General features: G+C 32.4%; 22 protein-coding genes. 17 read left to right on the top strand and 5 right to left on the bottom strand.

Annotated features, from left to right (window positions below):
- Positions 1 to 45: 45 nt before the first annotated feature.
- Both ACKTTR_RS03425 and ACKTTR_RS03420 read right to left on the bottom strand, forming a co-directional pair.
- Complete coding sequence (locus tag ACKTTR_RS03425) at positions 46 to 1680, bottom strand: adenine nucleotide alpha hydrolase family protein (RefSeq protein WP_408026534.1); 1635 nt, start codon at positions 1678 to 1680, stop codon at positions 46 to 48.
- Positions 1681 to 1753: 73 nt separating this feature from the next.
- A complete protein-coding gene (locus tag ACKTTR_RS03420; protein ID WP_408026533.1) occupies positions 1754 to 1909 on the bottom strand; it encodes a hypothetical protein in 156 nt (51 codons plus the stop codon).
- Positions 1910 to 2549: 640 nt separating this feature from the next.
- On the opposite strand from ACKTTR_RS03420, the gene ACKTTR_RS03415 reads away from it, so the two are divergent.
- Together ACKTTR_RS03415 and ACKTTR_RS03410 are read left to right on the top strand one after the other, a co-directional pair.
- Entirely contained in the window at positions 2550 to 4022 is a 1473-nt protein-coding gene (locus tag ACKTTR_RS03415) for a nicotinate phosphoribosyltransferase (RefSeq protein WP_408026532.1), read from the top strand.
- A gap of 138 nt (positions 4023 to 4160) precedes the next feature.
- Positions 4161 to 4415, top strand: coding sequence for a hypothetical protein (locus ACKTTR_RS03410; protein WP_047788492.1), 255 nt, complete (start codon positions 4161 to 4163; stop codon positions 4413 to 4415).
- Between the two features lie 32 nt (positions 4416 to 4447).
- Here the strand turns inward: ACKTTR_RS03410 and ACKTTR_RS03405 are convergent, their stop codons facing one another.
- Positions 4448 to 6400 carry a YgiQ family radical SAM protein gene (locus ACKTTR_RS03405; RefSeq protein ID WP_408026531.1) on the bottom strand — a complete coding sequence of 651 codons (1953 nt, stop codon included), beginning with the start codon at positions 6398 to 6400 and terminating at the stop codon, positions 4448 to 4450.
- A 142-nt stretch (positions 6401 to 6542) separates the two neighbouring features.
- On the opposite strand from ACKTTR_RS03405, the gene ACKTTR_RS03400 reads away from it, so the two are divergent.
- From ACKTTR_RS03400 to ACKTTR_RS03360, 9 genes are all read left to right on the top strand, one after another.
- Positions 6543 to 7100: a hypothetical protein gene (locus tag ACKTTR_RS03400; protein WP_408026530.1), complete on the top strand. Its 558-nt coding sequence runs from the start codon at positions 6543 to 6545 to the stop codon at positions 7098 to 7100.
- Between the two features lie 104 nt (positions 7101 to 7204).
- Positions 7205 to 9703: a zinc-dependent metalloprotease gene (locus ACKTTR_RS03395; protein ID WP_408026529.1), complete on the top strand. Its 2499-nt coding sequence runs from the start codon at positions 7205 to 7207 to the stop codon at positions 9701 to 9703.
- Positions 9704 to 9780: 77 nt separating this feature from the next.
- Positions 9781 to 11703, top strand: a complete 1923-nt coding sequence (locus ACKTTR_RS03390) for a CocE/NonD family hydrolase (protein ID WP_408026528.1) — start codon at positions 9781 to 9783, stop codon at positions 11701 to 11703.
- A gap of 145 nt (positions 11704 to 11848) precedes the next feature.
- Positions 11849 to 12091, top strand: a complete 243-nt coding sequence (locus ACKTTR_RS03385) for a hypothetical protein (RefSeq protein ID WP_408026527.1) — start codon at positions 11849 to 11851, stop codon at positions 12089 to 12091.
- Between the two features lie 24 nt (positions 12092 to 12115).
- On the top strand, positions 12116 to 12724 hold the full coding sequence (locus ACKTTR_RS03380; RefSeq protein ID WP_408026526.1) for a Pr6Pr family membrane protein: 609 nt from the start codon (positions 12116 to 12118) through the stop codon (positions 12722 to 12724).
- A gap of 10 nt (positions 12725 to 12734) precedes the next feature.
- Positions 12735 to 13160: an META domain-containing protein gene (locus ACKTTR_RS03375; RefSeq protein WP_408026525.1), complete on the top strand. Its 426-nt coding sequence runs from the start codon at positions 12735 to 12737 to the stop codon at positions 13158 to 13160.
- Between the two features lie 3 nt (positions 13161 to 13163).
- The gene (locus ACKTTR_RS03370; RefSeq protein ID WP_408026524.1) at positions 13164 to 13976 is read left to right on the top strand and encodes an META domain-containing protein; all 813 of its coding nucleotides are present in this window, start codon (positions 13164 to 13166) and stop codon (positions 13974 to 13976) included.
- A 211-nt stretch (positions 13977 to 14187) separates the two neighbouring features.
- Complete coding sequence (locus ACKTTR_RS03365) at positions 14188 to 14847, top strand: SDR family NAD(P)-dependent oxidoreductase (protein WP_408026523.1); 660 nt, start codon at positions 14188 to 14190, stop codon at positions 14845 to 14847.
- A 53-nt stretch (positions 14848 to 14900) separates the two neighbouring features.
- Positions 14901 to 15560, top strand: a complete 660-nt coding sequence (locus ACKTTR_RS03360) for a VOC family protein (RefSeq protein ID WP_408026522.1) — start codon at positions 14901 to 14903, stop codon at positions 15558 to 15560.
- 100 nt (positions 15561 to 15660) lie between these two features.
- On the opposite strand, the gene ACKTTR_RS03355 is transcribed toward ACKTTR_RS03360, so the two are convergent.
- Positions 15661 to 16398 (bottom strand): SDR family oxidoreductase, encoded by a 738-nt coding sequence (locus tag ACKTTR_RS03355; protein WP_408026521.1) that lies wholly within the window; start codon positions 16396 to 16398, stop codon positions 15661 to 15663.
- Positions 16399 to 16498: 100 nt separating this feature from the next.
- On the opposite strand from ACKTTR_RS03355, the gene ACKTTR_RS03350 reads away from it, so the two are divergent.
- From ACKTTR_RS03350 to ACKTTR_RS03325, 6 genes are all read left to right on the top strand, one after another.
- Positions 16499 to 16843, top strand: coding sequence for a winged helix-turn-helix transcriptional regulator (locus ACKTTR_RS03350; protein WP_408026520.1), 345 nt, complete (start codon positions 16499 to 16501; stop codon positions 16841 to 16843).
- 364 nt (positions 16844 to 17207) lie between these two features.
- Positions 17208 to 19226, top strand: a complete 2019-nt coding sequence (locus tag ACKTTR_RS03345; RefSeq protein ID WP_408026519.1) for an NHL repeat-containing protein — start codon at positions 17208 to 17210, stop codon at positions 19224 to 19226.
- A 182-nt stretch (positions 19227 to 19408) separates the two neighbouring features.
- A complete protein-coding gene (locus ACKTTR_RS03340; protein WP_408026518.1) occupies positions 19409 to 20164 on the top strand; it encodes a helix-turn-helix domain-containing protein in 756 nt (251 codons plus the stop codon).
- A gap of 65 nt (positions 20165 to 20229) precedes the next feature.
- Positions 20230 to 20775 carry a dihydrofolate reductase family protein gene (locus ACKTTR_RS03335; RefSeq protein WP_408026517.1) on the top strand — a complete coding sequence of 182 codons (546 nt, stop codon included), beginning with the start codon at positions 20230 to 20232 and terminating at the stop codon, positions 20773 to 20775.
- A 298-nt stretch (positions 20776 to 21073) separates the two neighbouring features.
- Positions 21074 to 21706, top strand: a complete 633-nt coding sequence (locus tag ACKTTR_RS03330; protein WP_408026516.1) for a hypothetical protein — start codon at positions 21074 to 21076, stop codon at positions 21704 to 21706.
- Positions 21707 to 21870: 164 nt separating this feature from the next.
- Positions 21871 to 22383: a hypothetical protein gene (locus ACKTTR_RS03325; protein ID WP_408026515.1), complete on the top strand. Its 513-nt coding sequence runs from the start codon at positions 21871 to 21873 to the stop codon at positions 22381 to 22383.
- On the opposite strand, the gene aat is transcribed toward ACKTTR_RS03325, so the two are convergent.
- Complete coding sequence (gene aat, locus ACKTTR_RS03320; RefSeq protein ID WP_408026514.1) at positions 22378 to 23001, bottom strand: leucyl/phenylalanyl-tRNA--protein transferase; 624 nt, start codon at positions 22999 to 23001, stop codon at positions 22378 to 22380. The two genes, ACKTTR_RS03325 and aat, sit on opposite strands and share 6 nt — an antisense overlap.
- Between the last annotated feature and the right edge of the window lie 110 nt (positions 23002 to 23111).

Below are 23111 nucleotides of genomic sequence, written 5' to 3'. Positions count from 1 at the left end.
CATATATGGAGTGTAACTTTATATTTCAAATTCAATACATCTAATTTAAACCTCTGCGCACTGTAAAGTCATTTCCATAATGGCTGTAGAATAAAAAAACACTGTACTTTCTTTCATTTCTTCTCCTTCACAATACTCCTTATAAAGTTGAAGAAAAAGTTCAGAATTAATACTCCCCCATCTATTAAGTATTGAATTTTGCATCGCTTTTCGAATTATGCTGTCACTTTTTTTTCGTAAACTGTACTCCATGAAGGGAGTGAATGATTCGGTTATTTTTGGAAAAGTAACCTTCTCAGAACAGCCCTTTTTAGCTAAAAATTTTCTTTCTAATATTCGGTTTTTCCTCCAGTTCTCAGGTAGACTCCTGCAAAACCAAATAATTTCTTTAGAACAAAAAGGATCAACAGGCCATACTCCTCTACGTAGATACAATGCTGCACCATAGGCAACAGCTTCTTTTGAAGAAGTTGGTATTAAAGAGCGTGGTGCTCTATCAATAGATTTTTGAGAACTTAAATATATATCAATAACCTCTTTATTAATAAAAGCAGGAACTTTTAAATCTTCAAAAGAAACTTCTCTTAAAATATCTTCTTTTTCCATTAAATCTAGTTCATCCCAATGAGGAAAAAAGAGTTCATCTCCACCAACTCCAGTATACATTATAGTTCTTCCTGGCTGAATACACTCCTGTAACAACTTATCAGTTACTTCATAATAACACTCTTCCCAAGGCATTATTAATTCTTTTTTTACTCGGATACTATCTGCATCCAACGGTGGATAATTTTCAGCTATTATTTCGTAATCAGTATACCCAAATTTTTCAATCATCTCTGCTCTCCTTTCTTGTTGTATTACTCCTTCTTTTCCAGGAACTAAAATACCACACGTATTAATAGACTTATTACTTATCGTTGAGCAAACTGCAGATACAACACCACTATCTAATCCACTGCTTAATTCAGAAACAACATGTGCTTCAGGTGTAAGCCATCGATTAGCTGATTGAGACATTATTTTTTCAAACATTGATAGAACATCTACATTAGGTTTTAACTCCTTCTTATTTGGAGGTTTTATCTCTTTAGGGTAATCTATCTTAATAGAAGTACTTTCTTTATTTTTACTTTCCCAATTTGCGACAGCTCCTTCTGTAAGCATATACATATCTGAAAAGATTGTTTTTGCTGAATAAGGTGTTTCAAAAGCAGTTAAGAAATGAGCTAAACGTTCTTTATCTATTTTTTTACTCTGCATAGATTTACAAACTATTATAGGGTCCCATCCTCCAACAAGACCTTGTTTAGATACAGTAAGGAAAATTGGAGCTGTAGCCCATCTACCATTTTTTATTGACACTTTTAGATTATTAGATGTTGTAGATAAGCTAATTATCATAAAATGCAAAGGCCACTCTTTCATTTCCAACATGATATCCGAAAAATACTTCGTATTTATATCTCCTATTTCAGGAAAAGATAACTTTATTTGTTCAGAATATCCGTTTAATCTTTCTCGTACAATAAAAATCATTTCAGAGTTGCCCTTAAAAGCAAAATATTCTAAAGCAACATGATTAAAAGGTTCTATAAAACTTTGACTACTTTTCCATCTATAATTTTCGACTTTCCACGACTCTTTAAGCGCATCTTCTGAAAGGTAAAATTTTAGCATAATAATATAATTATTGAACTTGTTTTTTTACAAGAAAGAGATAAGCTTCAACCTACCTCTTTCTTATAGAAGTTTAGCTTTCTCTTTTTTGTCTCTTATCACCCGTATTAGATGTTTTCTTAGACATTTCAACACCGTAATGTTCTTCTTGTTCGTAAACTTCATTAATAATAGAACTTGTCGTTGCTTCAACGAACAATTCTTCACCAGTTTGAATTTTAGGGATCATAATACTTATAAATTATATTTTTCCTACTCTATTGGATAGGCTTTTCAGAATCCGCCTCCACATTTAACTGCGTGGAACAGGTTTATTAAAAATATCGTCACTTATTTTGTCATTACTTTTATTATGTAGAATAACCTTTTTGTTTCCATTATTAAGCCTTAATAATGGAAGTTTTAAAGTATCTCTTTAATACCTAACAAAACATAAACAACTGTATTACAGGTATTAAAGTTAAAAACTAACATGTATCATATTAATTTAAATGTCATGTTCGAGCTCTTTTACTATGTAGATGTGAACTATTTGGGTTTATTCGTAAGAAACAAGCATACATAAATTACAAATTACCTTTTATACAAATCCTAATAAAGAAACTCACAAAACCATAACAACCTCATTAATAAGTGTTTTAAATTAAAATAAAGACACAATAAGTGAGTCCTCATTAAACAATCTCTAAAGGCTACTTTTGAAAACTAGCTTTAGATACATCATGAAACAGAATTAAACCTTAACTTATGAGAAAGTAAAAACTAACAACCTAAACTTTGATAGAATTATAAACGTTTAAATAAAAATAGAAATATATTGTATGAATAATTTAATTTGCGTAAATTTGACACAAACAAAATAACAAACTATGAACCCATTATTATATACAGACGGTTATAAAGTAGACCACAGAAGACAATACCCTGACAACACTACTTTAGTATATTCAAACTGGACACCAAGAAAAAGTAGAATTCAAGGAGTTGAAAAAGTAGTTTTTTTCGGACTACAATACTTCATCAAAAAATATATCATTGAAGAATTTCAAACTAACTTCTTTAACAAACCAAAAGAAGAAATTTGCAAACAATACAGTAGAAGAATCAATAATTATTTAGGTGAAAACTCAGTAGGTATTGAACATATTGAAGCATTACACGATTTAGGGTATATTCCTATGACTTTTAAAGCATTGCCTGAAGGTGTTGAAGTTCCAATTAGAGTACCAATGTTTACCATGTATAATACTTTGCCAGAATTCTTTTGGCTAACCAACTATTTTGAAACCTTATTATCTACTACAGTTTGGTTACCATGTAATTCTGCAACCATCGCAAAACAATACAGAAAAATATTAGATAAATATGCGCAAGAAACCTCATCTGTTCCTGAAATGGTAGATTGGCAAGGACACGACTTTTCTATGAGAGGAATGGCTGGTTTAGAAGCTGCAGAAATGAGTGCTGCTGGTCACCTATTAAGTTTTACTGGTACAGACACAATTCCTGCTGTAGACTTTTTAGAAAAATATTACAATGCTGATTCTGATAATGAGCTGATAGGCAGTTCTGTTGCGGCAACTGAACACTCTGTAATGTGTATGGGAACCAATAGTGGTGAAGAAGAGACTTTTAAGAGATTAATTAAGGAAGTATATCCAAACGGTATCGTTTCTATTGTTTCTGATACTTGGGATTTATGGAAAGTACTTACCGAATATTTACCAAACTTAAAAGAAGAGGTCTTAGCCAGAGACGGTAAAGTAGTGATTAGACCTGACAGCGGTAATCCTGTGGATATTATTTGTGGAAACCCTAACGGTAAGACAGAAGTAGAGCAAAAAGGAGTTATACAACTGCTTTGGGAAGTTTTTGGAGGAACAACCAACGAAAAAGGCTATATGGAATTAGATAGTCATATCGGAGCTATTTATGGTGATAGTATTACCCTTGAAAGAGCAACGCAAATTTGTGAACGTTTAAAACAAAAAGGGTTTGCCTCTACTAACGTAGTCTTAGGAATAGGTTCTTTTACCTATCAATACAACACCAGAGATACCTTTGGATTTGCTATGAAAGCTACCTATGGAGAAGTAGATGGAGAAGGAAGAGAGATTTTTAAAGATCCAATTACCGATGACGGAACAAAAAAGTCTGCTAAAGGGCTATTAAAAATAACTCTAGAAGATGGAGAATATAAATTACACGATCAAGTAAGCTGGAAAGAAGAACAAAAAGGCGAATTACAAGAAGTTTTTAGAGACGGAAAATTGTTAGTTGATGAAAAACTAAGTGAAATAAGACTCCGTACTAAAAACAGTGTATTAGAATTTTCAGAATAACAAAAAAGCAGGAATAAAACTCCTGCTTTTTTTATTTAGAAGCCTCACAAAAATACTAAATACCAACACCTTACAAAAAACTCAATTTGCTTAACTCTTGATTTTTTCATATCTTAATTGCAACTAAAAAAGAAACTTATGACAGATCAAGAACAGAAAAGACTCGATACAATGAATTCCGTTTTAGTTAAAATGGAAGACATTAAAAACACTCAAAAAAGTTTAATTGAAAAAATTGGAGTTGTTGAAGTTCAACTATTCGATATCCAGTCAAAAGATTTAGACAAAGAACTCGAAAAAGTAATGGTAAGAGCTTCTGATACCTTAAATATTATAAAACAAGCTACTGAAGCTTTTGAAATGAAACGAAATCGTTTAGAAAACGAAGCATAAATAAAAAATCCGCCTAACAGCGGATTTTATTTTTATCTTCTCTTCTTTTTGAAACCTTTATTCTTTCTTCTAGAAGGTTTTGATGGTTTATACGTTACGGTATCATCAAATGTATTTTTAGCTTTTCCTGCTTTATTTTTACGCCACGAAGTATCTTCTGGAAGTAATTTTTTAAGCAAATCGTTACGTCCTACTTTGTTTAACGTATCTTTAATCCATTGCTTATTCTCTTTTTTATACCAAAAGAAAAACTTGTGCTGATCTTCTTTCTCCTTTTTGGTTTTTGGAGTTTTTACCTCTTTTAAAGTATACGGATGATATCCACTGTAATAAATTACTGTAGCTACCGTCATAGGTGTTGGCGTAAACCCTTGTACCTGTTCTAGCTGAAAGCCCATATCTTTAGTCTCAGCAGCTAAGTTTGCCATGTCTTCTGCCTCACAAGCTGGGTGACTTGATATAAAATAAGGAATTAATTGAAGTTTTAATTTCTTTTTGATGTTGATACGATCAAAGCGTTCTTTAAATAAATGGAAGTATTTAAACGACGGTTTACGCATCAATTTTAATACAGGGTCAGAAGTGTGTTCTGGCGCAACTTTTAATCGCCCAGAAACGTGCTTTGTCATCACCTCTTCAGTATATGCATCTAACTCTTTAGGATCAGCATTTTTATTGAACTCAGGTACTAACATATCGTGTCGAATACCACTACCAATAAATGATTTTTTCACTTTCGGATGCGCATCAACAGCTTGATATAATTCCGTTAACGGTTTATGTGAGGTATCTAAATTACTACAAATTACTGGTGAAATACACGACGGAGCAACACATTTGTCACAAATCGATTGTACTTTACCTTTCATTTTATACATATTCGCAGAAGGTCCTCCAATATCAGATAAGTAACCTTTAAAATCATCCATTTGGGCTACTTGATCTACTTCTTTTAAAACAGATTCTTGACTTCTACTTGCAATAAACTTTCCTTGGTGTGCTGAAATAGTACAAAAACTACATCCTCCAAAACATCCACGATGAATATTAATAGAAAACTTAATCATTTCAAACGCAGGTATCGGTCCACGTTTGTTATACTTTGGATGTGGCAATCGTGTAAAAGGCAAATCAAACGAAGCATCAATTTCTTCCTCCGTCATTGTTGGAAACGGTGGATTAATCATCAACTTTTTATTTCCAACCTTTTGAAAAATACGACGTGCGTATAATTTGTTAGACTCCTGCTCTATCACTTTAAAATTAGAAGCATACGCCTTCTTATCTTTCAAACAAGCTTCATGCGAACTAATTTCTACATCATCCCAGTTCTTATTCTTGGGAGTTTTTTCATTACCATCTAATAAAACAGCTGTCTGCTTAATGGTTTTTAAACTCGAAAACGGCACACCTTTTTGCAACAACTCAACAATTTCTCTTAGTGGTTGCTCTCCCATTCCATATACCAACATATCAGCTTTAGACGTTTCTAAAATCGTTGGTAGTAATTTATCAGACCAATAATCGTAATGAGTAACACGACGTAACGAAGCTTCAATTCCACCAATTAATACGGGAACATCTGGAAACTTCTCTTTTAAAATTTTAGAGTATACTGAAGTAGCATAATCAGGTCTGAACCCTTTATCTCCATTAGGGGTATAAGCATCCTTATCACGACGGCGTTTACTAGCCGTATAATTACTAACCATCGGATCCATACAACCACCAGTAACTGCAAAAAATAATCTTGGAGTTCCTAGCTTTTCAAAATCTTGTAAATTATCATGTACACTTGGTTGCGGAACAATTGCCACACGCAAGCCGTAACTCTCTAAAATACGTCCAATTACTGCAGGACCAAATGATGGATGATCTACGTATGCATCTCCACTGAATAGGATTACGTCTAATTCATCCCATCCTCTTAACTTCACCTCCTTATTTGTAGTCGGTAACCAATCTGAAAGTCGTCTAATTCTCATGCCGCTGCAAAGGTACGGGGTTTTATTTACACTACAATACAGTAAAAAACTGAAAACTACATTATAAACACATCTAACAAAAAAAGAAAATCGTAATTTTTAATTAGATTTATCTCCTAATTAATTTAAATAAACCTTAAAAATGAAAAAAAGCATTCCTTTTCTACTACTATTATTTTTATCATTTCAAACTTTCTCACAAATACAAGCAGAAAAAATTACCCCTCCTACCAAAGGTAAATCTGTAATTTACTTTCTTAGAACAACTGGTTTAGGAGCGCTAATGAACATCAGGTATTTTGATAAAGAACAATACTTAGGAAGATTTAATGGTGTTAACTATTTACGTTATGAATGCGATCCAGGAGAAAAAGTATTTTGGATTAAAGCAGAAAACATTGATGTTTTAGAAGCTAATTTAGAAGCTGACAAAGTTTATTTAGTTGAAACCAATGCTGTAATGGGTGCTTTTTCTGCTGGTGCAAAATTTAAACTAGTGGATTTCAATAAAAAGAATCAAGTAAAAAGAATTAATAAACTTTTAGAAAAAAAAGAGCCTAAAACTTTTACTCAAGAAACTCTAAATGAACAATTACAAAAAATGAAAGATGTTGTAAACAAGGGCTTAAAAAAAGTAAGAAAAAAAATAGAACGCAAAAAAACGACTAAGCTGTCACCTAATATGAATTATCAAGTATAAACTACTCACACCTTTTAGTTTAACTTCCCTTTAACAATTAATTAAGATAATACCGAAAGTAGTTTTACTAATTTCCGCCCTTATTTATTCAATTAATTTTTACAATGACTAAAAAAATACTTTCAACTATTTTAGTGGTATTTTTTGCTTTAGGATTTTCTTTGAATGCGGAAGCACAACGAAAGAAGAAAAAAGACGCAAAAAAAGAAACTACTGCTAAAAAAGACAAACCTAAAAAGGGTGGTATACAACCTTATGAAAAGGTAGTTACCAAAAAACACAAAACAGACGAAGGTTTGTTTAAAGTACACTCAAAAGATTCTAAATATTTATTTGAAATTCCAGATTCTCTTCTGAATCGTGAAATGCTAATGGTTACTAGAATTGCCAAAACGGCTAGCGGTATTGGTTTTGGTGGTGGAAAACAAAATACACAAGTACTACGCTGGGTAAAAAACAAAAAACAAATTTTACTAAAAGTAGTTTCTCACAATGTTGTTGCTGACACCATTTTACCTGTACACGAAGCTGTAGTTAATTCAAATTTTGAGCCCATCCTATTTGCTTTTCCTATCAAAGCATTTAGCAAAGACTCAACAGCTACCGTAATTGATGCTAGTCCTCTTTTTGAAGGTGATGTAAAAGCAATTGCTTTTCCTCAAAGAAGCAGAAAGCGTTATAAGATTTCTAAAATGGATAAAACGAGATCTTATATTGACAGAATTAGCAGTTATCCTCAAAACATCGAAGTTAGAAATGTAAAAACTTACATTGCTGGAAATCCTCCTTCAAATTCAAGTGTAGGTTCAGTAACTATGGAGTTGAGTAACTCTATGATTTTACTTCCTAAAACACCTATGAAAAGGCGTTATTTTGACGAGCGTGTAGGATGGTTCACTAGTTCTCAAACAGATTACGGTTTAGATGTTCAAAAAAGTAAATCGGTTACGTATTTAGATAGATGGCGTTTAGAAGTAAAAGACGAAGATTTAGAAAAATTTAAAAGAGGTGAATTAGTAGAGCCTAAGAAACAAATTATATACTACATTGACAGAGCTACTCCAAAGAAATGGCGTAAATACATCAAACAAGGTATTGAAGATTGGCAAGTTGCTTTTGAAGCTGCTGGATTTAAAAATGCCATCATCGCTAAAGATGCTCCTACTAAAGAAGAAGATCCTGATTGGAGTCCTGAAGATGTACGCTATTCTGTAGTTCGTTACTTAGCTTCTCCAATTCCTAATGCAAATGGACCTCACGTTAGTGACCCTCGTTCAGGAGAAATCTTAGAATCAGACATTAACTGGTATCACAATGTAATGACCTTATTACACAACTGGTATTTTGTACAAACAGCAGCTATTAATCCAGAAGCAAGAACAAATCAGTTTAAAGACGAAATCATGGGGCGTTTAATCCGTTTTGTTTCTTCTCACGAAGTTGGACATACTATCGGATTACCTCATAACATGGGAAGTTCTGTTGCGTATCCTGTAGATTCTTTACGTTCTGCTGAATTCACTAAGAAGAACGGAACAGCTCCTTCAATTATGGACTATGCTCGTTTTAATTATGTGGCACAACCAGAAGACAAAGGTGTAGCATTAATGCCTAATATTGGACCTTACGACAAGTATGCTATCAATTGGGGATATAGACCAATCTTAGATAAATCTGCTAAGGAAGAAAAATCTATATTAAATAAGTGGATTAAAGAAAAAGCTGGAAATCCTGTGTATAGATTCGGACACCAACAAGTTCGTAACATCATTGACCCTAGTTCTCAAACAGAAGATTTAGGTGACGATGCCATGAAAGCAAGTGCTTATGGTATTAAAAACCTACAACGTATTTTACCTCGTTTAGAAGAGTGGACTACTGAAGATGGTGAAACTTACGAAGAGTTAAAAACTATGTACGGACAAGTAGTTGGTCAGTTTAATAGATATATGGGACATGTGAGTTCAAACATTGGTGGTGTATATGAGTATTTTAAAACTGCTGATCAAGATGGAGCTGTATACATTCACGTTCCTAAAGAGCATCAAAAAAGAGCTTTACAATTTGTAAATAATGAATTGTTCAAAACTCCTACCTGGTTAATTGATGAAAATATCATTAGTAAAACACAACACTCTGGAGTTATTGAGCGCATTAGAGGTTTACAAGTACAAACCTTAAATAGAGTTTTAAAAACTGGAAGGTTAACACGTATGATTGAGAATGAAACTTTAAACGGAACTAAAGCTTATTCTCTTATTGAAATGATGGGTGATTTACGTAAAGGTATTTGGAGCGAAGTATACGCTAACAAAACCATTGATCCTTACCGTAGAAATTTACAACGTGCACATTTAGACAGATTGGACTTTTTACTTAACAAAGCGAAAGATCAAAAAGCACCAAAAAGTGACCGAGGTTACTTTAAACAAACAGCCGTTACTATCAATCAATCAGATATTAAACCAGTAGTAAGAGGAGAATTAAAGCGTTTACAAAGAGATATTAAAAGAAGTATTCCTTCTGCTCGTAATACGATAACTCGTTACCACTTACAAGATGCAGCGGATAGAATAGACACTATTCTAAATCCAAACAAATAATTTTTCTTAAATAACAGCAATCTAATAGGTTGCTGTTATTTTTTTTACATTTACCTTCCATCTACTAAAAAACTACAATGAAAAAAAACTTAGTTCTATTATTTATAATTGCAGTTTCATTTGCTAGTTGTACTAAGAAAACAACGGCAAAAAAAGCTGAAAAGACAGAAAACACTTACGTTAAAGACCACTACACTAAAAAAGAGGTAAAAATTACAATGAGAGACGGCGTGAAGCTACATGCCACCATCTATTCACCAAAAGATACTAGTAAAACCTACCCTATTTTATTACAACGTACTCCGTATAGTTGTCAACCTTATGGAGAAGATAAATTCAGAAAAAAAATTGGTCCTAATCCAGTTTTAATGAAAGAAGGAAACATTATTGTATACCAAGATGTTCGCGGACGTTGGATGAGTGAAGGAGTATACGACAACATGCGTGCTTACATTCCTAATAAAACAGAAAAACAAGCCGATGAAACTACCGATACCTATGACACTATCGATTGGCTAGTTAACAACGTAGCAAATAATAATGGTAAAGTAGGTACATGGGGAATTTCATATCCTGGTCACTACGCTACTGTTTCAACTATTGATGCACATCCAGCTTTAAAAGCTGCTTCACCACAAGCTTGTATTGGAGATTTCTTTTTCGATGATTTCCATCATAACGGAGCCTTCTTATTAAGCTACTTTAAAGCTATTTCTTTATTTGGAACTTATAAAGATCAACCTACCGATTCTGCTTGGTACTCTTTCCCTGATATGAAAACTCAAGATCAATATCAGTTTTTCTTAGACAAAGGACCATTAAAAAACTTAAACGAATATTTTCAGTACGACAAATTAGACACCAAAGTTGTTGAAAATAAAGAGCGTATTGATGATTTCTTTTGGAAAGAAATTGTAGAGCACCCTAATTACGACTCAGTATGGCAAAGTAAAGGAATCATTCAACATTTAGATAAGGTTCCATCTACTGTAGCGACGATGATTGTTGGAGGTGAATTTGATGCTGAAGACTTATATGGTCCATTGGAAACCTACAAAAACATTGAAAAAAATCAACCAAACAATTATAATACAATTGTTTTTGGACCTTGGGATCATGGCGGATGGTCTAGAAATAAAGTAGCTAACAAAGTTGGTAACTACTACTTTGGAGATTCAATCTCTTTAAAATTCCAAAAAGAAGTAGAAACAAAATTCTTTAATCACTTCTTAAAAGGTGATGGTACTAAAAATTCTGGATTACCAGAAGCTTATGTTTTTGATACAGGTAAAAAAGCGTGGAAATCATACGATGCATGGCCACCAAAAAATGCTCAAAAACAAACATTTTTCCTTTCAGAAAACCAAGAATTAACAGCAACCCAAAAAGGAATAGATAAAGTTAGTTTTATTAGTGATGTTAAACGTCCTGTTCCTTATTCAGAAGATATTAAAACGGTATTTACTCCGCGTAAATATATGACAGACGATCAGCGTTTTGCTGCACGTAGACCTGATGTATTGGTATATGAAACAGAAGTATTAACTGAAGATTTCACACTTGCTGGTGATATTTTAGCAAAACTACAAGTAGCTACCACAGGTTCTGCAGCCGATTGGATTGTTAAGGTTGTTGATGTACACCCTGCTGATTTAAAAAATGACAACAAAGAAATGCAACCACATTTAAAACTAAGCAACTACCATTTAATGGTGCGTAGCGAGGTAATGCGTGGACGTTTTAGAAATAGTTTTTCAAATCCAGAACCTTTTACACCAAATAAGAAAACAACAGTAAATATTAAGCTACAAGATGTTTTCCATACGTTTAAAAAAGGGCACAAAGTTCAAATACAAGTGCAAAGCACTTGGTTTCCTTTAATCGATTTGAATCCGCAAACCTATGTAAACAATATTTATAAGGCAGACGAAAAAGATTTTAAAACACAAACACATTCTGTATTTACCGACTCTAGTATAGAATTTACTGTATTAAAATAACAATAAGCTTTTTTCTATTTAAAAACTCACAACACTTAGGTATTGTGAGTTTTTTTTATCAAAAAAACAGCTTATTTATTAGTGAGTTTTCTACGCAACCTTTTCACACTTTGTACATCTATTTTAAAATGTATAAGCCCTAAAAGTGATAAAGAAGCAACCACTCCTTTTAATAACCATCGGATCTTTTTTCTCTTGCTCCAAAGACAATAATAAAGTTATTGATGACATACCAAACTCAAAGAACATAGAAGAACAAATAATAGGCAGATGGATGCCCGTACAAACACTTCTAAACGATCAGGTAACATACGATAGAAATATCCATACTGAATTTCTCAACGTATTAGGCATCAACTCATTGTTTAAAATAAATCAGTATATTTAAAACACTGATAAATAAATACTTTAAATGAAAAGGAAAATTGAAATTATTGGTTCGTGTATCACTTGGTTTGCGGTTATGACTCAATTTGTTTTAATGATTTTAAACAGACAAACAGATATACCTGAAACAATTATTCGTTTTTTTAGCTTTTTTACCATTCTAACCAACACACTTGTAGCTTTATACTTTACCAATAAGATTACAAAAAACCTTAGTATATTTAACAAAAAAGGAGCTTTAACAGCCATTACCTCCTTTATTTTAATTGTCGGACTCGTATATCAAATCATACTTCGAGCTACATGGAATCCCACAGGATTACAACTAATAGTTGATGAATTATTACATACTTTAATTCCCTTTTATATGTTAATTTATTGGTTATTGTATGCTGAATCCAGTAACTTTAAGTTAAAACCAATCTTACCTTGGTTAGCGTATCCAATAATTTATATAGTTTGTATTATGCTTAGAGGTGAATTTTCAGGCTTTTATCCGTACCCTTTTCTTAATGTTTCAAAAATTGGTTTTCAACAATCAATAATTAATATTTCAATAATACTTATCGTATCACTCATTCTTATGAGCTTTTTAATATTTGTAGGAAAAAAACTAAAATCAATAAAACTATAAACCACTAATAATGAAAAAAAATATTTTCTTAACACTATTTGTATTTGCTATGATTTCTTTCTCTTGCTCTTCAGTAAAAAACATGAATAGCGATAAACTTTATGAGTCTAAATGGGAACTTGAGTATATTTCAGGGCCTCGAATTGCTTTTCAAGGATTATACCCTAATAAAAAGCCTCAAATAACTTTTAACAAAGAAAAACAAAGAGTTGAAGGTAATAATAGCTGTAATGGATATTCAGCACCATACACTTTAGAAGCTAACTCAATTTCTTTTGGCCAACCAGGGCCTACTACTTTAATGTTTTGTGGGCAAGGTGAACAAGTGTTTTTAAAAACAATAAAAAAAATTAATAAGTATAACATTGATGCTGAAGGTAAGCTTAACCTAATGATTGATGATGTACCAATGATGCGATTTAAAAAAACTAAATAAAACATGAAAAACCTTATACCAATACTACTAAGTGCTTGCCTAGTAATTTCAGCATGCTCAAATAAGAAAGAGAAGAAAACTCCTGAAGAAAAAACCGTTACTACTACCGATTCAATTCCAAAAGCTTCTTCTGTTACTACTAAAAACACAATAACAGATGCTTATTTCAAAGCGCATGGAGTTGAACCTTTTTGGAGCTTGACTATTTCTGACAAGATGATTAAACTAAAAACACTTCATAATTCAGATTCTATTCTAACACCGCATACAGAACCTATTTATGCACAAGACAGTAATGTAAAAATGTATAATTTACACACCGAATTAGCTGAGGTTCGCATTCAAATTAGTCAAATGGAATGTATCAATGCTATGTCGGGTAAATCATTCCCTTATTCAGTGACCGTAAATTACAAAAAAGGAAAGGATAAGGAGTTTACTACCTTAGAAGGATGCGGAGAATACATCACCAATTATCGATTACACGATATTTGGGCATTAGAAGAGTTAAATGGCACAAAAGTTAGCAAAGACGATTTTGGTAAAGAATTGCCATATATAGAAATAAATTCTGGTAAGAATACCTTTATGGGAACTTCAGGCTGTAACAGGATCACTGGTAAACTTTTTTCTGAAAGAGAGAGAATTCGATTTACCAACATTGCTTCAACAGAAATGTTATGTACTAAAGGAAATGAAAAAGAACAAGAGTTTACAAAAGCCCTAGCAAGCACCATCTCTTACACAATTGGTAATAACCGATTAACACTTTTGAATCCTGATAAAACCTTATTGGTATTTAAAAAAGTTGATTAATAACTACAAAGACTCTCAATATGCTATTGAGAGTCTTTTACTCTCAGCACCTAATAAAACCAATCATCAAAGCAACTATACAACTCTTTTGTAGATAGTATTCATAATTAAAAACTATGAAAAGCTATAAAATAACTATGCTATTACCTCCTTAATTGGTGTATTTTTCAATAGGTTTGATACGCTAACACTGTATAAAATATAACCGATTATGAAAACTGGAATAATAACTGGGTGCAGTAGAGGAATTGGATTTGCTATTGCCAATCTGTTAACTGAAAACCTCAACTATAAAATTATTGGAACCTCTACTTCAGGAAATTCTCCAATTACAAAATCAAATTTTGAAGTCCTTCAACTAAATCTTTCTGAAAGTGATTCCATAGATGATTTTATCAAAAAGATTAAAAATACCAAGATTGATTTTCTTATTAACAATGCCGGAATCTTACTAGAAAACTGGAACGATGCATCCATAAACATCGAACAATTAAAACAAACGTTTAATGTAAATTTATTTGGAACAATTGAATTAACTGAAAAATTAATTCCTAACTTTAAAAAAGAAGGACAAATAGTTAACATTACATCTGATTGGGGTTCATTTAGTGAAAAGAATTTTGATGAGTTTCAACCTCATTATAAAATGTCTAAAGCTGCTTTAAATATGTACACAAAGCTATTAGCTAAAAGACTCGAAAAACAACAAATAATTGTTTCTGCTCTTGATCCTGGATGGACCCAAACCGATATGGGAGGAAATGAAGCATCTAGAAAACCTAACGATGTTGCAAAAGATGTTAGAGACTTAATAACTAACAACTCTAAGAGTGGATATTTTTGGCATCAAGGAAACATCAGAGAATGGTAAAACATCATGCTTTTACTTAATTAAAATTAACTCTAAGCTTAAAAACTACCAAGATGACACTAAACGAAATTGAACTAAAAACAATTGATATAAAACCAATCAAAGATTTTTATGCAAATGTCTTGGAACTTCCAACTATGCAGAGTGACAATAAATCAATTCGTATTAAAATTGGTACTTCCTATTTAAAATTCATAGAAGATTCTAAAAACCCTTCACCCGACTATCACTTGGCTTTTAACATCCCCGAAAATAAGTTACAAGAAGCCATCGAATGGTCTGCAGACAAGTTTGAATTCGTAAAAAAAGAAAACGAGGTACTGATTACTAACTTCGAGAACTGGAACGCCAATTCAGTATATTTTTATGATGTTGACGGAAACATATTAGAGTTTATTGCTCGACACGATTTAGACAATGCCACTACAGAACAGTTCAATAGCAATCAAATTTTAAACATAAGCGAGTTTGGAATTGTAAAAGACCGTCCTGATATATATGGAAAGTATTTGATTGACACTTACGGACTCCATTTATTTGAAAAAAATCATAACAGTGAAACATTCACTGCCCTTGGTGATGACAACGGACTATTAATCATAGTTAAAACGAACCGAAATTGGTACCCAACAGAAACTCCATCTAAAGCTAGTACCGCTACTATTAAATTAACCAACTCGGGTACCGAAACTATTTTAAAGATAACAGCATAAAAATGTATTTCACATCAGAAACATTCCCCATAAACAATATAAATGGGCTATCAAGCCCATTTATGTATACTCTTTCATAAGCAATTATTTGTATTAAAAATTAAAGTGTGGTTCCACCATCAACAATAATCTTCTCATTTCTTAAAACTTGTGATTTATCTGAAAGTAGAAACTCAACAATTGGAGCAATATCAGTTGGTTGAACAATTCTACCAATAGGAGAAGTACTTGAAAAATGTTCTAAAAGATTATCAATAGCCTCATCACTCATTCCTGACTTTTTCTGAATTGGACTTTCTGTAACCCCAGGGCTCACAACATTCACTCTAATTCCTTTATCTGCAAGCTCTATATTTAAAACCCTCGCTATACTTTCCAAAGCTGCTTTACTAGCAGTATATACGCTTGTATTAGAAAAAGATTTAAAAACAACAACAGAAGTATTTAAAACAACACTTGAAGGATTCTTAAGAATTGGAATGAATTTTTGAACCGTAAAAAAAGCTCCTTTAAAATTGATGTTCATTGTTTCATCAAACAATTGTTCAGAAGTTTCTTCAAAAGTAGAAGCTTTAAAAATACCTGCATTCACAAACAATCCATCAATTTTTCCAAACTCATTTTTAACCTTAGCTACTAAATTATCAATCTCAACTAATGAAGATGTGTCTGATAAAATACCTACCGAATTATTTCCTAAATCAGCAACAGCTTTATCTAAATTTTCTTTTGTTCTCCCTGTTATTATTACTCTATAGTTTAAATTTAATAAATATGCTGCACAAGCAAAACCAATACCTGATGTTCCTCCTGTAATTACTATAATTTTGTTATTCATCATGTGTTTTTTTTGCAAAATTGACGAATAACTTTACATTTGACAAGTACTTACCTTTTAGTAAGTAACTGACCTACAAGTCGGAAAAATGTACTTTTATATGAAAACAGAAGAAAAAATAATTGAAAAAAAATATCAACAGGCTAAAGAATGTCCAATAACCCTATTTATGGAACAAATTGGGGGTAAGTGGAAACCAGTAATCATTTGGCTTTTACTTTTAAATGAGGTAATGAGATTTAACGAACTAGATAAAGCTATTGATGGGATTAGCCAAAAAATGTTGTCTCAACAATTAAAAGACCTCGAAAAATTAAACATAGTAAATAGGAAAGTATATCCTGTAATACCGCCTAAAGTTGAATATAGCCTAACTGAAAAAGGGAAATCTTTAAAAGAAAATTTAACTATGATAATGGAGTGGAGTAACAAAAACCTACAATAAACTTCACAAACCAAAAACACTATTAATTTAGCTACTACAGCTTTCACTTTTTTATACTTAAAAAAAGCACTTTTATACCCTATTATTAAAGTGTAAAAGCATCAATTGTATCTATACAAACTAGTTATTAGTAACTTTAGAAGATAATTCTGCTATTAAATTCATGTGTTAGAAATCCACTAACTATTTTATTGCTATAACAAGTCTTTTCTGTTAATGCAATAAGATATAGTCTGGATTACTTGTTAACTATCACACAAAAGGTTAGCAAAAAACTACACACAACAACGGTTACTAAGTAATAACTACTACTTAAAATAATCAATTATAAAACTTTTTATCAACATCAAAACTAACTAAAGCTATGTCTAATCAAACCACTATTAAAGGAAATGTATCGTTTAACCAATCTAATAAGGTCACTGCAATTGTAAAATTGTGGGAGGCAAATAATAAAGAAGCAATTGGTGAGCATATCATTGCTCCAGAAACAAAAGGAAGGTTCACCATAAAAGCAACCCCTAAATCAAAAGATACTGTTCTCTATATTACTGCTGAACTGCAAAACTCTAAAGTAATGCTACTCTCTGTACTGTCACCTAATTTTGAAGAAGAGATTACAAAAAATGGAGTTATCATAAACGAGTTAACAACCGTAGCCTCTGCTTTTACCTGTGCTCAGTTTTTTAACGGACTTCAGTTAACTGGGAATCTACACGGAATAAGAATTGCCGCTAAAAACACTCCTAACCTTATCAATCCTGTAACAGGAACGTATGGTGAGGTATTAACGGATCCTTTCAATATTACACAAAACGAAACACTGGCTCGATTAAATACATTAGCAGCGTTAATCACAGCCTACGGCACGGTAGAGGTTGAAGGATACAATTGGAAGGAAAACTTCATGAAGTATACAACACCACTAGGAGGTAAAAAACCACAAAATACTGCCGAAGCTATGATTGGTGTCGCCCAATCGCCTTGGTTATATCCAGCGGATTTATTTCATCTTTTTGACAAAGCCTATCCATCACCAGAAGATGGTTTCCCTGCCAAACCTAACAGCAAAGTTCCTACAAGTCGACGCAATGCTCCTTTTGTGCCTTATTTAAGTTTTGCTCCTGAGGATTTCGCTATGATTTTAGCTTTCGGTCAAGGAGGAATCTGTGCTCCTGGAAAACTATCTCTTGACAAAGAAGGAAACTTATGGACGGGGTTAAACTGGATGCCAGGAGCACAAAATGGCGTGTATCAAGGTATCGGGGGCGGACTTGTAAAATTGGACTCTACTGGTAAATTACTATCTCCACCTGTTACGGGTTATACCGGAATGGGCGTTGATGGTGCTGGTTGGGGTACGACTGTTACCAAAGACGGTACTTGCTGGGTAACGAGTTTTAATGGTTCTATTGGTGTGTATAAACTAGAAGACGGTTCACCTGTCGTTGAAAAAGTTCCAGAACATATAGCGGAAGCTTTAAATGAAATTGGAGGTTTACAAGGTATTGGAGTAGCTCCAAACGGTGATATTTGGATTGTTGGAACCTCATCTAACATCATGCTTCATTTTCCTGACGGAGATCTTACCAGAGGTAGAGTTGTTGTAAATGAAAAACTTAATGAAGCGCTTTCTGCTCCGTTTGCTGCTTCGATAGATGCTAACAATCGTGTATGGATTAGTAATACCAACGGTGTATCGCTAGTTCGTTATGCTCCAAATGAAAAAAACAGACCTGTAGAACGCTTTATACTTGCTGGTGGCGGACGTGGAGTTGCTTTGGACTCCAAAGGAAATTGTTGGGTAGCCTGCAATACAAGTCCAGACTTCCCTCATACCACTACTACAGATGGCGTTTCTATTATTGAAGGATTTGCGCTTGGGTATCCGCACTTACAACAAACAGTGGGTCGTAAGAATAAAACAGGATCCGTTTTTATGATTCCTGCAGATGCTACACCTATAGACACAATTGATAAAATTACCCACAAATCTAATTTAACACCTTACGGAGATGGTGAACTAAATGCTCCTTGGGGAGTATCCATTGATGGTAACGATGATGTTTGGGTTGCCAATTTTATGGGAAGAGGCGTATCGTTTATGGCGGGTGCTTCACCAACTGGGCGAACCGAAGATTTTACTACAGGAGAGGTAATTCACACCATCCATTCGGGGAGTATACAAATGCTGACCGATGTAGTAGTTGACCAAGCAGGAAATCTTTGGTGTGCCAATAACTGGAACCTACCTCAAACGGTGATGGAAGCAAAACCCGACCCTGCTTATTCTACTTGGGGTGGCGGTTCTGGGGTCGTAGTGGTTTACGGAATAGCCAAACCTGCTCAAACTCCGCTTACAGGTCCAGTTAGAGCTGTTTAAAACCTATAATACTAAATAAGCGTCTTTAAAACAGACTCTTATCAAACCAACTAAAAACACTATTAATCAATCATTTACCGTATTTTTGTTTTTAGTTAAGTAAAATAGTCTACATATAGTTATATGTATGCAAAATTTCAGTTTATATATCTTATTATTCATATAAAAACTCAAAACTAGATTTGATTTCTGAAAAAAAACATAGACCAAATGCACCACTTAATCAATTTGTAGATTTTATATGGATTGGACAAGCTCCTGAATTAAATATTGAATCTAACCATTATGCTCCTTTGTTTACAGAACTAATATTTAATTATGGTGATATATTTCAAGTTGAAGGGCAAAATATCGAAAGTTTCAAAAGCAAATTTGTCCATCAAATAATCTCAGGATTAAAAACAGAACCTTTTAAAACCAAAGTATCAGGGACTTATAACTGCGTTGGTTTCATTTTGAAACCTTTTTGCTATAGTTATCTTATAGATAAATTAGGAACTCAAGATTTTGAACACCTCTCTGAAATCATTTACGAATCTCTTTTTGATTGTAAAACACCAAATTTTATAAAATTAGAATCTCATTTAGTAAATCTCTTTAGTAAACATCAAATGAATTCAAATCTAATAAAGTATGAAGAATATATTTCAAAAAAAAACATACATAATGGAGTAATTAAAGATTTTAATCTATCAATTGATATTTCTCAAAAAACCTTTACTCAAAAATTTAAAGAACATTATAAAATAACTCCTAATCAATATTTTAAACTTAAAAAAATTAATAAGGCTATCCAGTTAATTCAGAATAACAAAACTTATAATTTAACTCAAGTTGGTTTGAGTTCTGGATTTTATGATCAATCGCATTTTATTAAGACTTTTAAAAAATTTTGTGGCTATAGTCCTAAAAAATATTTAAAATCTAATCAAAGGTAAATTTTGTACAATTTTTTCTTCAAAAACTATATGAATTTTGCACTTGAAATTTTCAAACGATAATTATGGATAAAATAAATAAAGTATTTATTGCAACAAGTTTAGATGGTTACATTGCAGATAAAAATGGCAATTTAGACTGGCTACACTGTATTCCTAACCCAAATAATAATGATATGGGGTATATGGAATTTAATAAGGAAATTGATGCACTTGTTATGGGGCGTACAACTTTTGAAACTGTTCTTGGTTTTGATGTCGAATGGCCATATGACAAACCAGTATTTGTACTAAGTAATAAACTTAAAAAAATTCCTCAAAGCCATAAAGAAAAAGCTTTTCTAATTAAAGGAACTTTAACGGAAGTTTTAAATCATATTCATAAAAAAGGATTTAGCCGATTATATATAGACGGGGGGACCACTATTCAAAACTTTTTAAAAGAGGACCTAATTGACGAAATGGTTCTTACAACTATTCCTATTTTATTAGGTGGTGGATCTTCTTTATTTGGAGAACTTTCTAATAAATTAAACTTTGAACTAGTTGGAACTAAAACATATTTAAATCAAATAATTCAAAATCGCTACAGAAGAAAAAAAGAAATATAAAACTCCAACATTATATAGAAACTAATTATATTAAATAATCTATTGGGTTGTGTGTTTGATATATTCTTTGTCCACTCTAACAATGCATCTTCAAACACATAACTCTCCATATTCAAACAAAATTCTACAACCACTTCAAAAACTCCTCTCTAGGGATTTCTTACCCCCTATACCTAAATGTATTTATTATACTCTTTTTATTTTTTTATATTTGGATAAAAAAGTGCTATTATACCTCTATTTCGTTAGTGTAAAAACACTAAAAGCAGTTATATAAACAAGTTGCTAGTAATTTGAAATGACCGAAATTTTAAAGAAATACTTAGTTACAAAATGGTGGATTCCGATATTGCTTTTCGGAATTTCTATCGTTCTTTTCATTAGTGGAGCAATTCTACCAAATACTGAATTTGGATTTTATTCTCTCGTTTTTTTTGGGGCTGTACTGCTAATTTCATCGGTTTGGCAATTATTCAAAGGAAAAATAATAATTGGATTTTTACAATTATCAATTTTGGGAACACCTTTTTTATTCTTGGGGTTTATGACTTATCTGTTTACTGGAATAATGAACAAACCTGACGGAGAATTAGTTTTAGATAGAATTGAACCATTGATTAAAGAAAAAACAGACTTGATTATTCCTCAGGATTTTGAGGTTTTGGAAAATCTTATCGAACATACAGAAGGAGCTTTTAACTCTGATTATTCTATTGGACTGACAATTAAATACAAAGAATCTGATGAGAAAAATATTTTAGAGCAAATTCTTAACAGTGCGGAATTGGAATCGGATAAAGGTTCGTGGAAAAAATACGACAACGGATTTGATTTTGAACATAATTACGACGAAATAAATAGAGCTGAACCGTTTTATTTCAAAGTAGATACTTTAAACAATAAAATAGAATTGAATTTAAGTCACTTATGAATAAAAAACTACTGCTAACAATGTATAACCACAGTTACAACGGATTCGGACGTAGTCGAATCCACTCGGAATTGCTAACGTCTGTGCTAAACCAAAAATAAACGCTAATTTAACCCGTAACTAACGGTTATACAAGACCGTTGTAACCAATTTTGTCCATACACATGACTAAGGAACTAAAAAATGATTTAATAGTAATAATTATATTATTTATCGGAGCATTGTATTTGTTTCTAAACCCTGAAAAAATAAATGAAACCGAACTTAAACAAATCGCAGGAATATTAGAAAAAAAACCTGAATTATGTGAAGATTGTGGAAATATGGGAGACAATAATATTCGATTCAAATTAAAAACACATCCATTTGAATTTGACATTGAGGGTTATTCTTATGACAATATTAATAACAAAGAAAAATTTCTATCATTAAAAAAAGGAGAACCACTAATAATTTTAGTTAGAAAAGAAAGAACTACAAGAGAGAAAATCAATCGTGATATTGATTGTTTTGATATTCGATCTCCAGATGGTTTAATTTATTTAAAAGTATCAGAAGTTAACAAATACTACAATAACTCTTGGAAATTAATTCTATCTATTGGTTTTCTGTTTATAATAATTGTATTGTTGAAGAAAATAAAAATAAAAAATTTGAAAACTAAATATCATTCATAACAACCTCAAAAACTCCTCTCTAGGAATTTCTCTCGCGCCTAAACTTGCTAAATGGTCGTTATACACTTGGCAATCGATGAGTTTGTAACCTCCTTTTTGTGCTAAATGGATAAAAGCTACTTTGCTCATATTACTTACTTTGCTAAACATACTCTCGCCACAAAACACTCCGTTTCCTAAATCTACTCCGTACAAACCTGCCACCAATTTATCGTCCACCCATACCTCAATAGATTTTGCATAGCCTTTATCGTGAAGGTTTATGTAAGCATCTTCCATTTCATCGGTAATCCAAGTACCTAATTGATCAAAACGATTGATGTGTCGGCAATTAAAAATAACATCGTCAAAAGCCTTGTTTTCTGTTACGGTAAAACCACCTTTTTTCAATACCTGTTTCATCGATTTAGAAATCTTCACCTCCTCAGGAAACAACACCATACGCTCCCACGGAGAATACCAAACAATCGGCTCCCCCTCATTAAACCATGGAAAAATTCCATGTTGGTAGGCATACACCAATCGTTCAACCGATAAATCACCGCCCAAAGCCAATAAACCATCATCAGTAGCCAACTCATACGGAGGAAACTCTATTTTTTCAGAAAGCCAAATCATTCGTTACATTCTTTTTTACAAAAATACTATATCCGTGAATTCAACATAAAAGTTTTATTAATAAAAACGTGGTATAGTCGCCATCAGCGAAGTTCGCTGGCGTTTCCTCA

It is taken from the genome of Tenacibaculum litoreum, from assembly GCF_964513915.1.
Lineage (GTDB): Bacteria > Bacteroidota > Bacteroidia > Flavobacteriales > Flavobacteriaceae > Polaribacter > Polaribacter litoreum.
Note: the sequence above shows the minus strand (reverse complement) of the source record. Positions and strands in the feature narration are given on the sequence as shown.

Bases quoted from the DNA above. Each gene is read 5' to 3' on its own strand.
- ACKTTR_RS03425 (WP_408026534.1), bottom strand. From the start codon at position 1,680: ATGCTAAAATTTTACCTTTCAGAAGATGCGCTTAAAGAGTCGTGGAAA.
- ACKTTR_RS03420 (WP_408026533.1), bottom strand. From the start codon at position 1,909: ATGATCCCTAAAATTCAAACTGGTGAAGAATTGTTCGTTGAAGCAACG.
- ACKTTR_RS03415 (WP_408026532.1), top strand. From the start codon at position 2,550: ATGAACCCATTATTATATACAGACGGTTATAAAGTAGACCACAGAAGA.
- ACKTTR_RS03410 (WP_047788492.1), top strand. From the start codon at position 4,161: ATGACAGATCAAGAACAGAAAAGACTCGATACAATGAATTCCGTTTTA.
- ACKTTR_RS03405 (WP_408026531.1), bottom strand. From the start codon at position 6,400: ATGAGAATTAGACGACTTTCAGATTGGTTACCGACTACAAATAAGGAG.
- ACKTTR_RS03400 (WP_408026530.1), top strand. From the start codon at position 6,543: ATGAAAAAAAGCATTCCTTTTCTACTACTATTATTTTTATCATTTCAA.
- ACKTTR_RS03395 (WP_408026529.1), top strand. From the start codon at position 7,205: ATGACTAAAAAAATACTTTCAACTATTTTAGTGGTATTTTTTGCTTTA.
- ACKTTR_RS03390 (WP_408026528.1), top strand. From the start codon at position 9,781: ATGAAAAAAAACTTAGTTCTATTATTTATAATTGCAGTTTCATTTGCT.
- ACKTTR_RS03380 (WP_408026526.1), top strand. From the start codon at position 12,116: ATGAAAAGGAAAATTGAAATTATTGGTTCGTGTATCACTTGGTTTGCG.
- ACKTTR_RS03375 (WP_408026525.1), top strand. From the start codon at position 12,735: ATGAAAAAAAATATTTTCTTAACACTATTTGTATTTGCTATGATTTCT.
- ACKTTR_RS03370 (WP_408026524.1), top strand. From the start codon at position 13,164: ATGAAAAACCTTATACCAATACTACTAAGTGCTTGCCTAGTAATTTCA.
- ACKTTR_RS03365 (WP_408026523.1), top strand. From the start codon at position 14,188: ATGAAAACTGGAATAATAACTGGGTGCAGTAGAGGAATTGGATTTGCT.
- ACKTTR_RS03360 (WP_408026522.1), top strand. From the start codon at position 14,901: ATGACACTAAACGAAATTGAACTAAAAACAATTGATATAAAACCAATC.
- ACKTTR_RS03355 (WP_408026521.1), bottom strand. From the start codon at position 16,398: ATGAATAACAAAATTATAGTAATTACAGGAGGAACATCAGGTATTGGT.
- ACKTTR_RS03350 (WP_408026520.1), top strand. From the start codon at position 16,499: ATGAAAACAGAAGAAAAAATAATTGAAAAAAAATATCAACAGGCTAAA.
- ACKTTR_RS03345 (WP_408026519.1), top strand. From the start codon at position 17,208: ATGTCTAATCAAACCACTATTAAAGGAAATGTATCGTTTAACCAATCT.
- ACKTTR_RS03335 (WP_408026517.1), top strand. From the start codon at position 20,230: ATGGATAAAATAAATAAAGTATTTATTGCAACAAGTTTAGATGGTTAC.
- ACKTTR_RS03330 (WP_408026516.1), top strand. From the start codon at position 21,074: ATGACCGAAATTTTAAAGAAATACTTAGTTACAAAATGGTGGATTCCG.
- ACKTTR_RS03325 (WP_408026515.1), top strand. From the start codon at position 21,871: ATGACTAAGGAACTAAAAAATGATTTAATAGTAATAATTATATTATTT.
- aat (WP_408026514.1), bottom strand. From the start codon at position 23,001: ATGATTTGGCTTTCTGAAAAAATAGAGTTTCCTCCGTATGAGTTGGCT.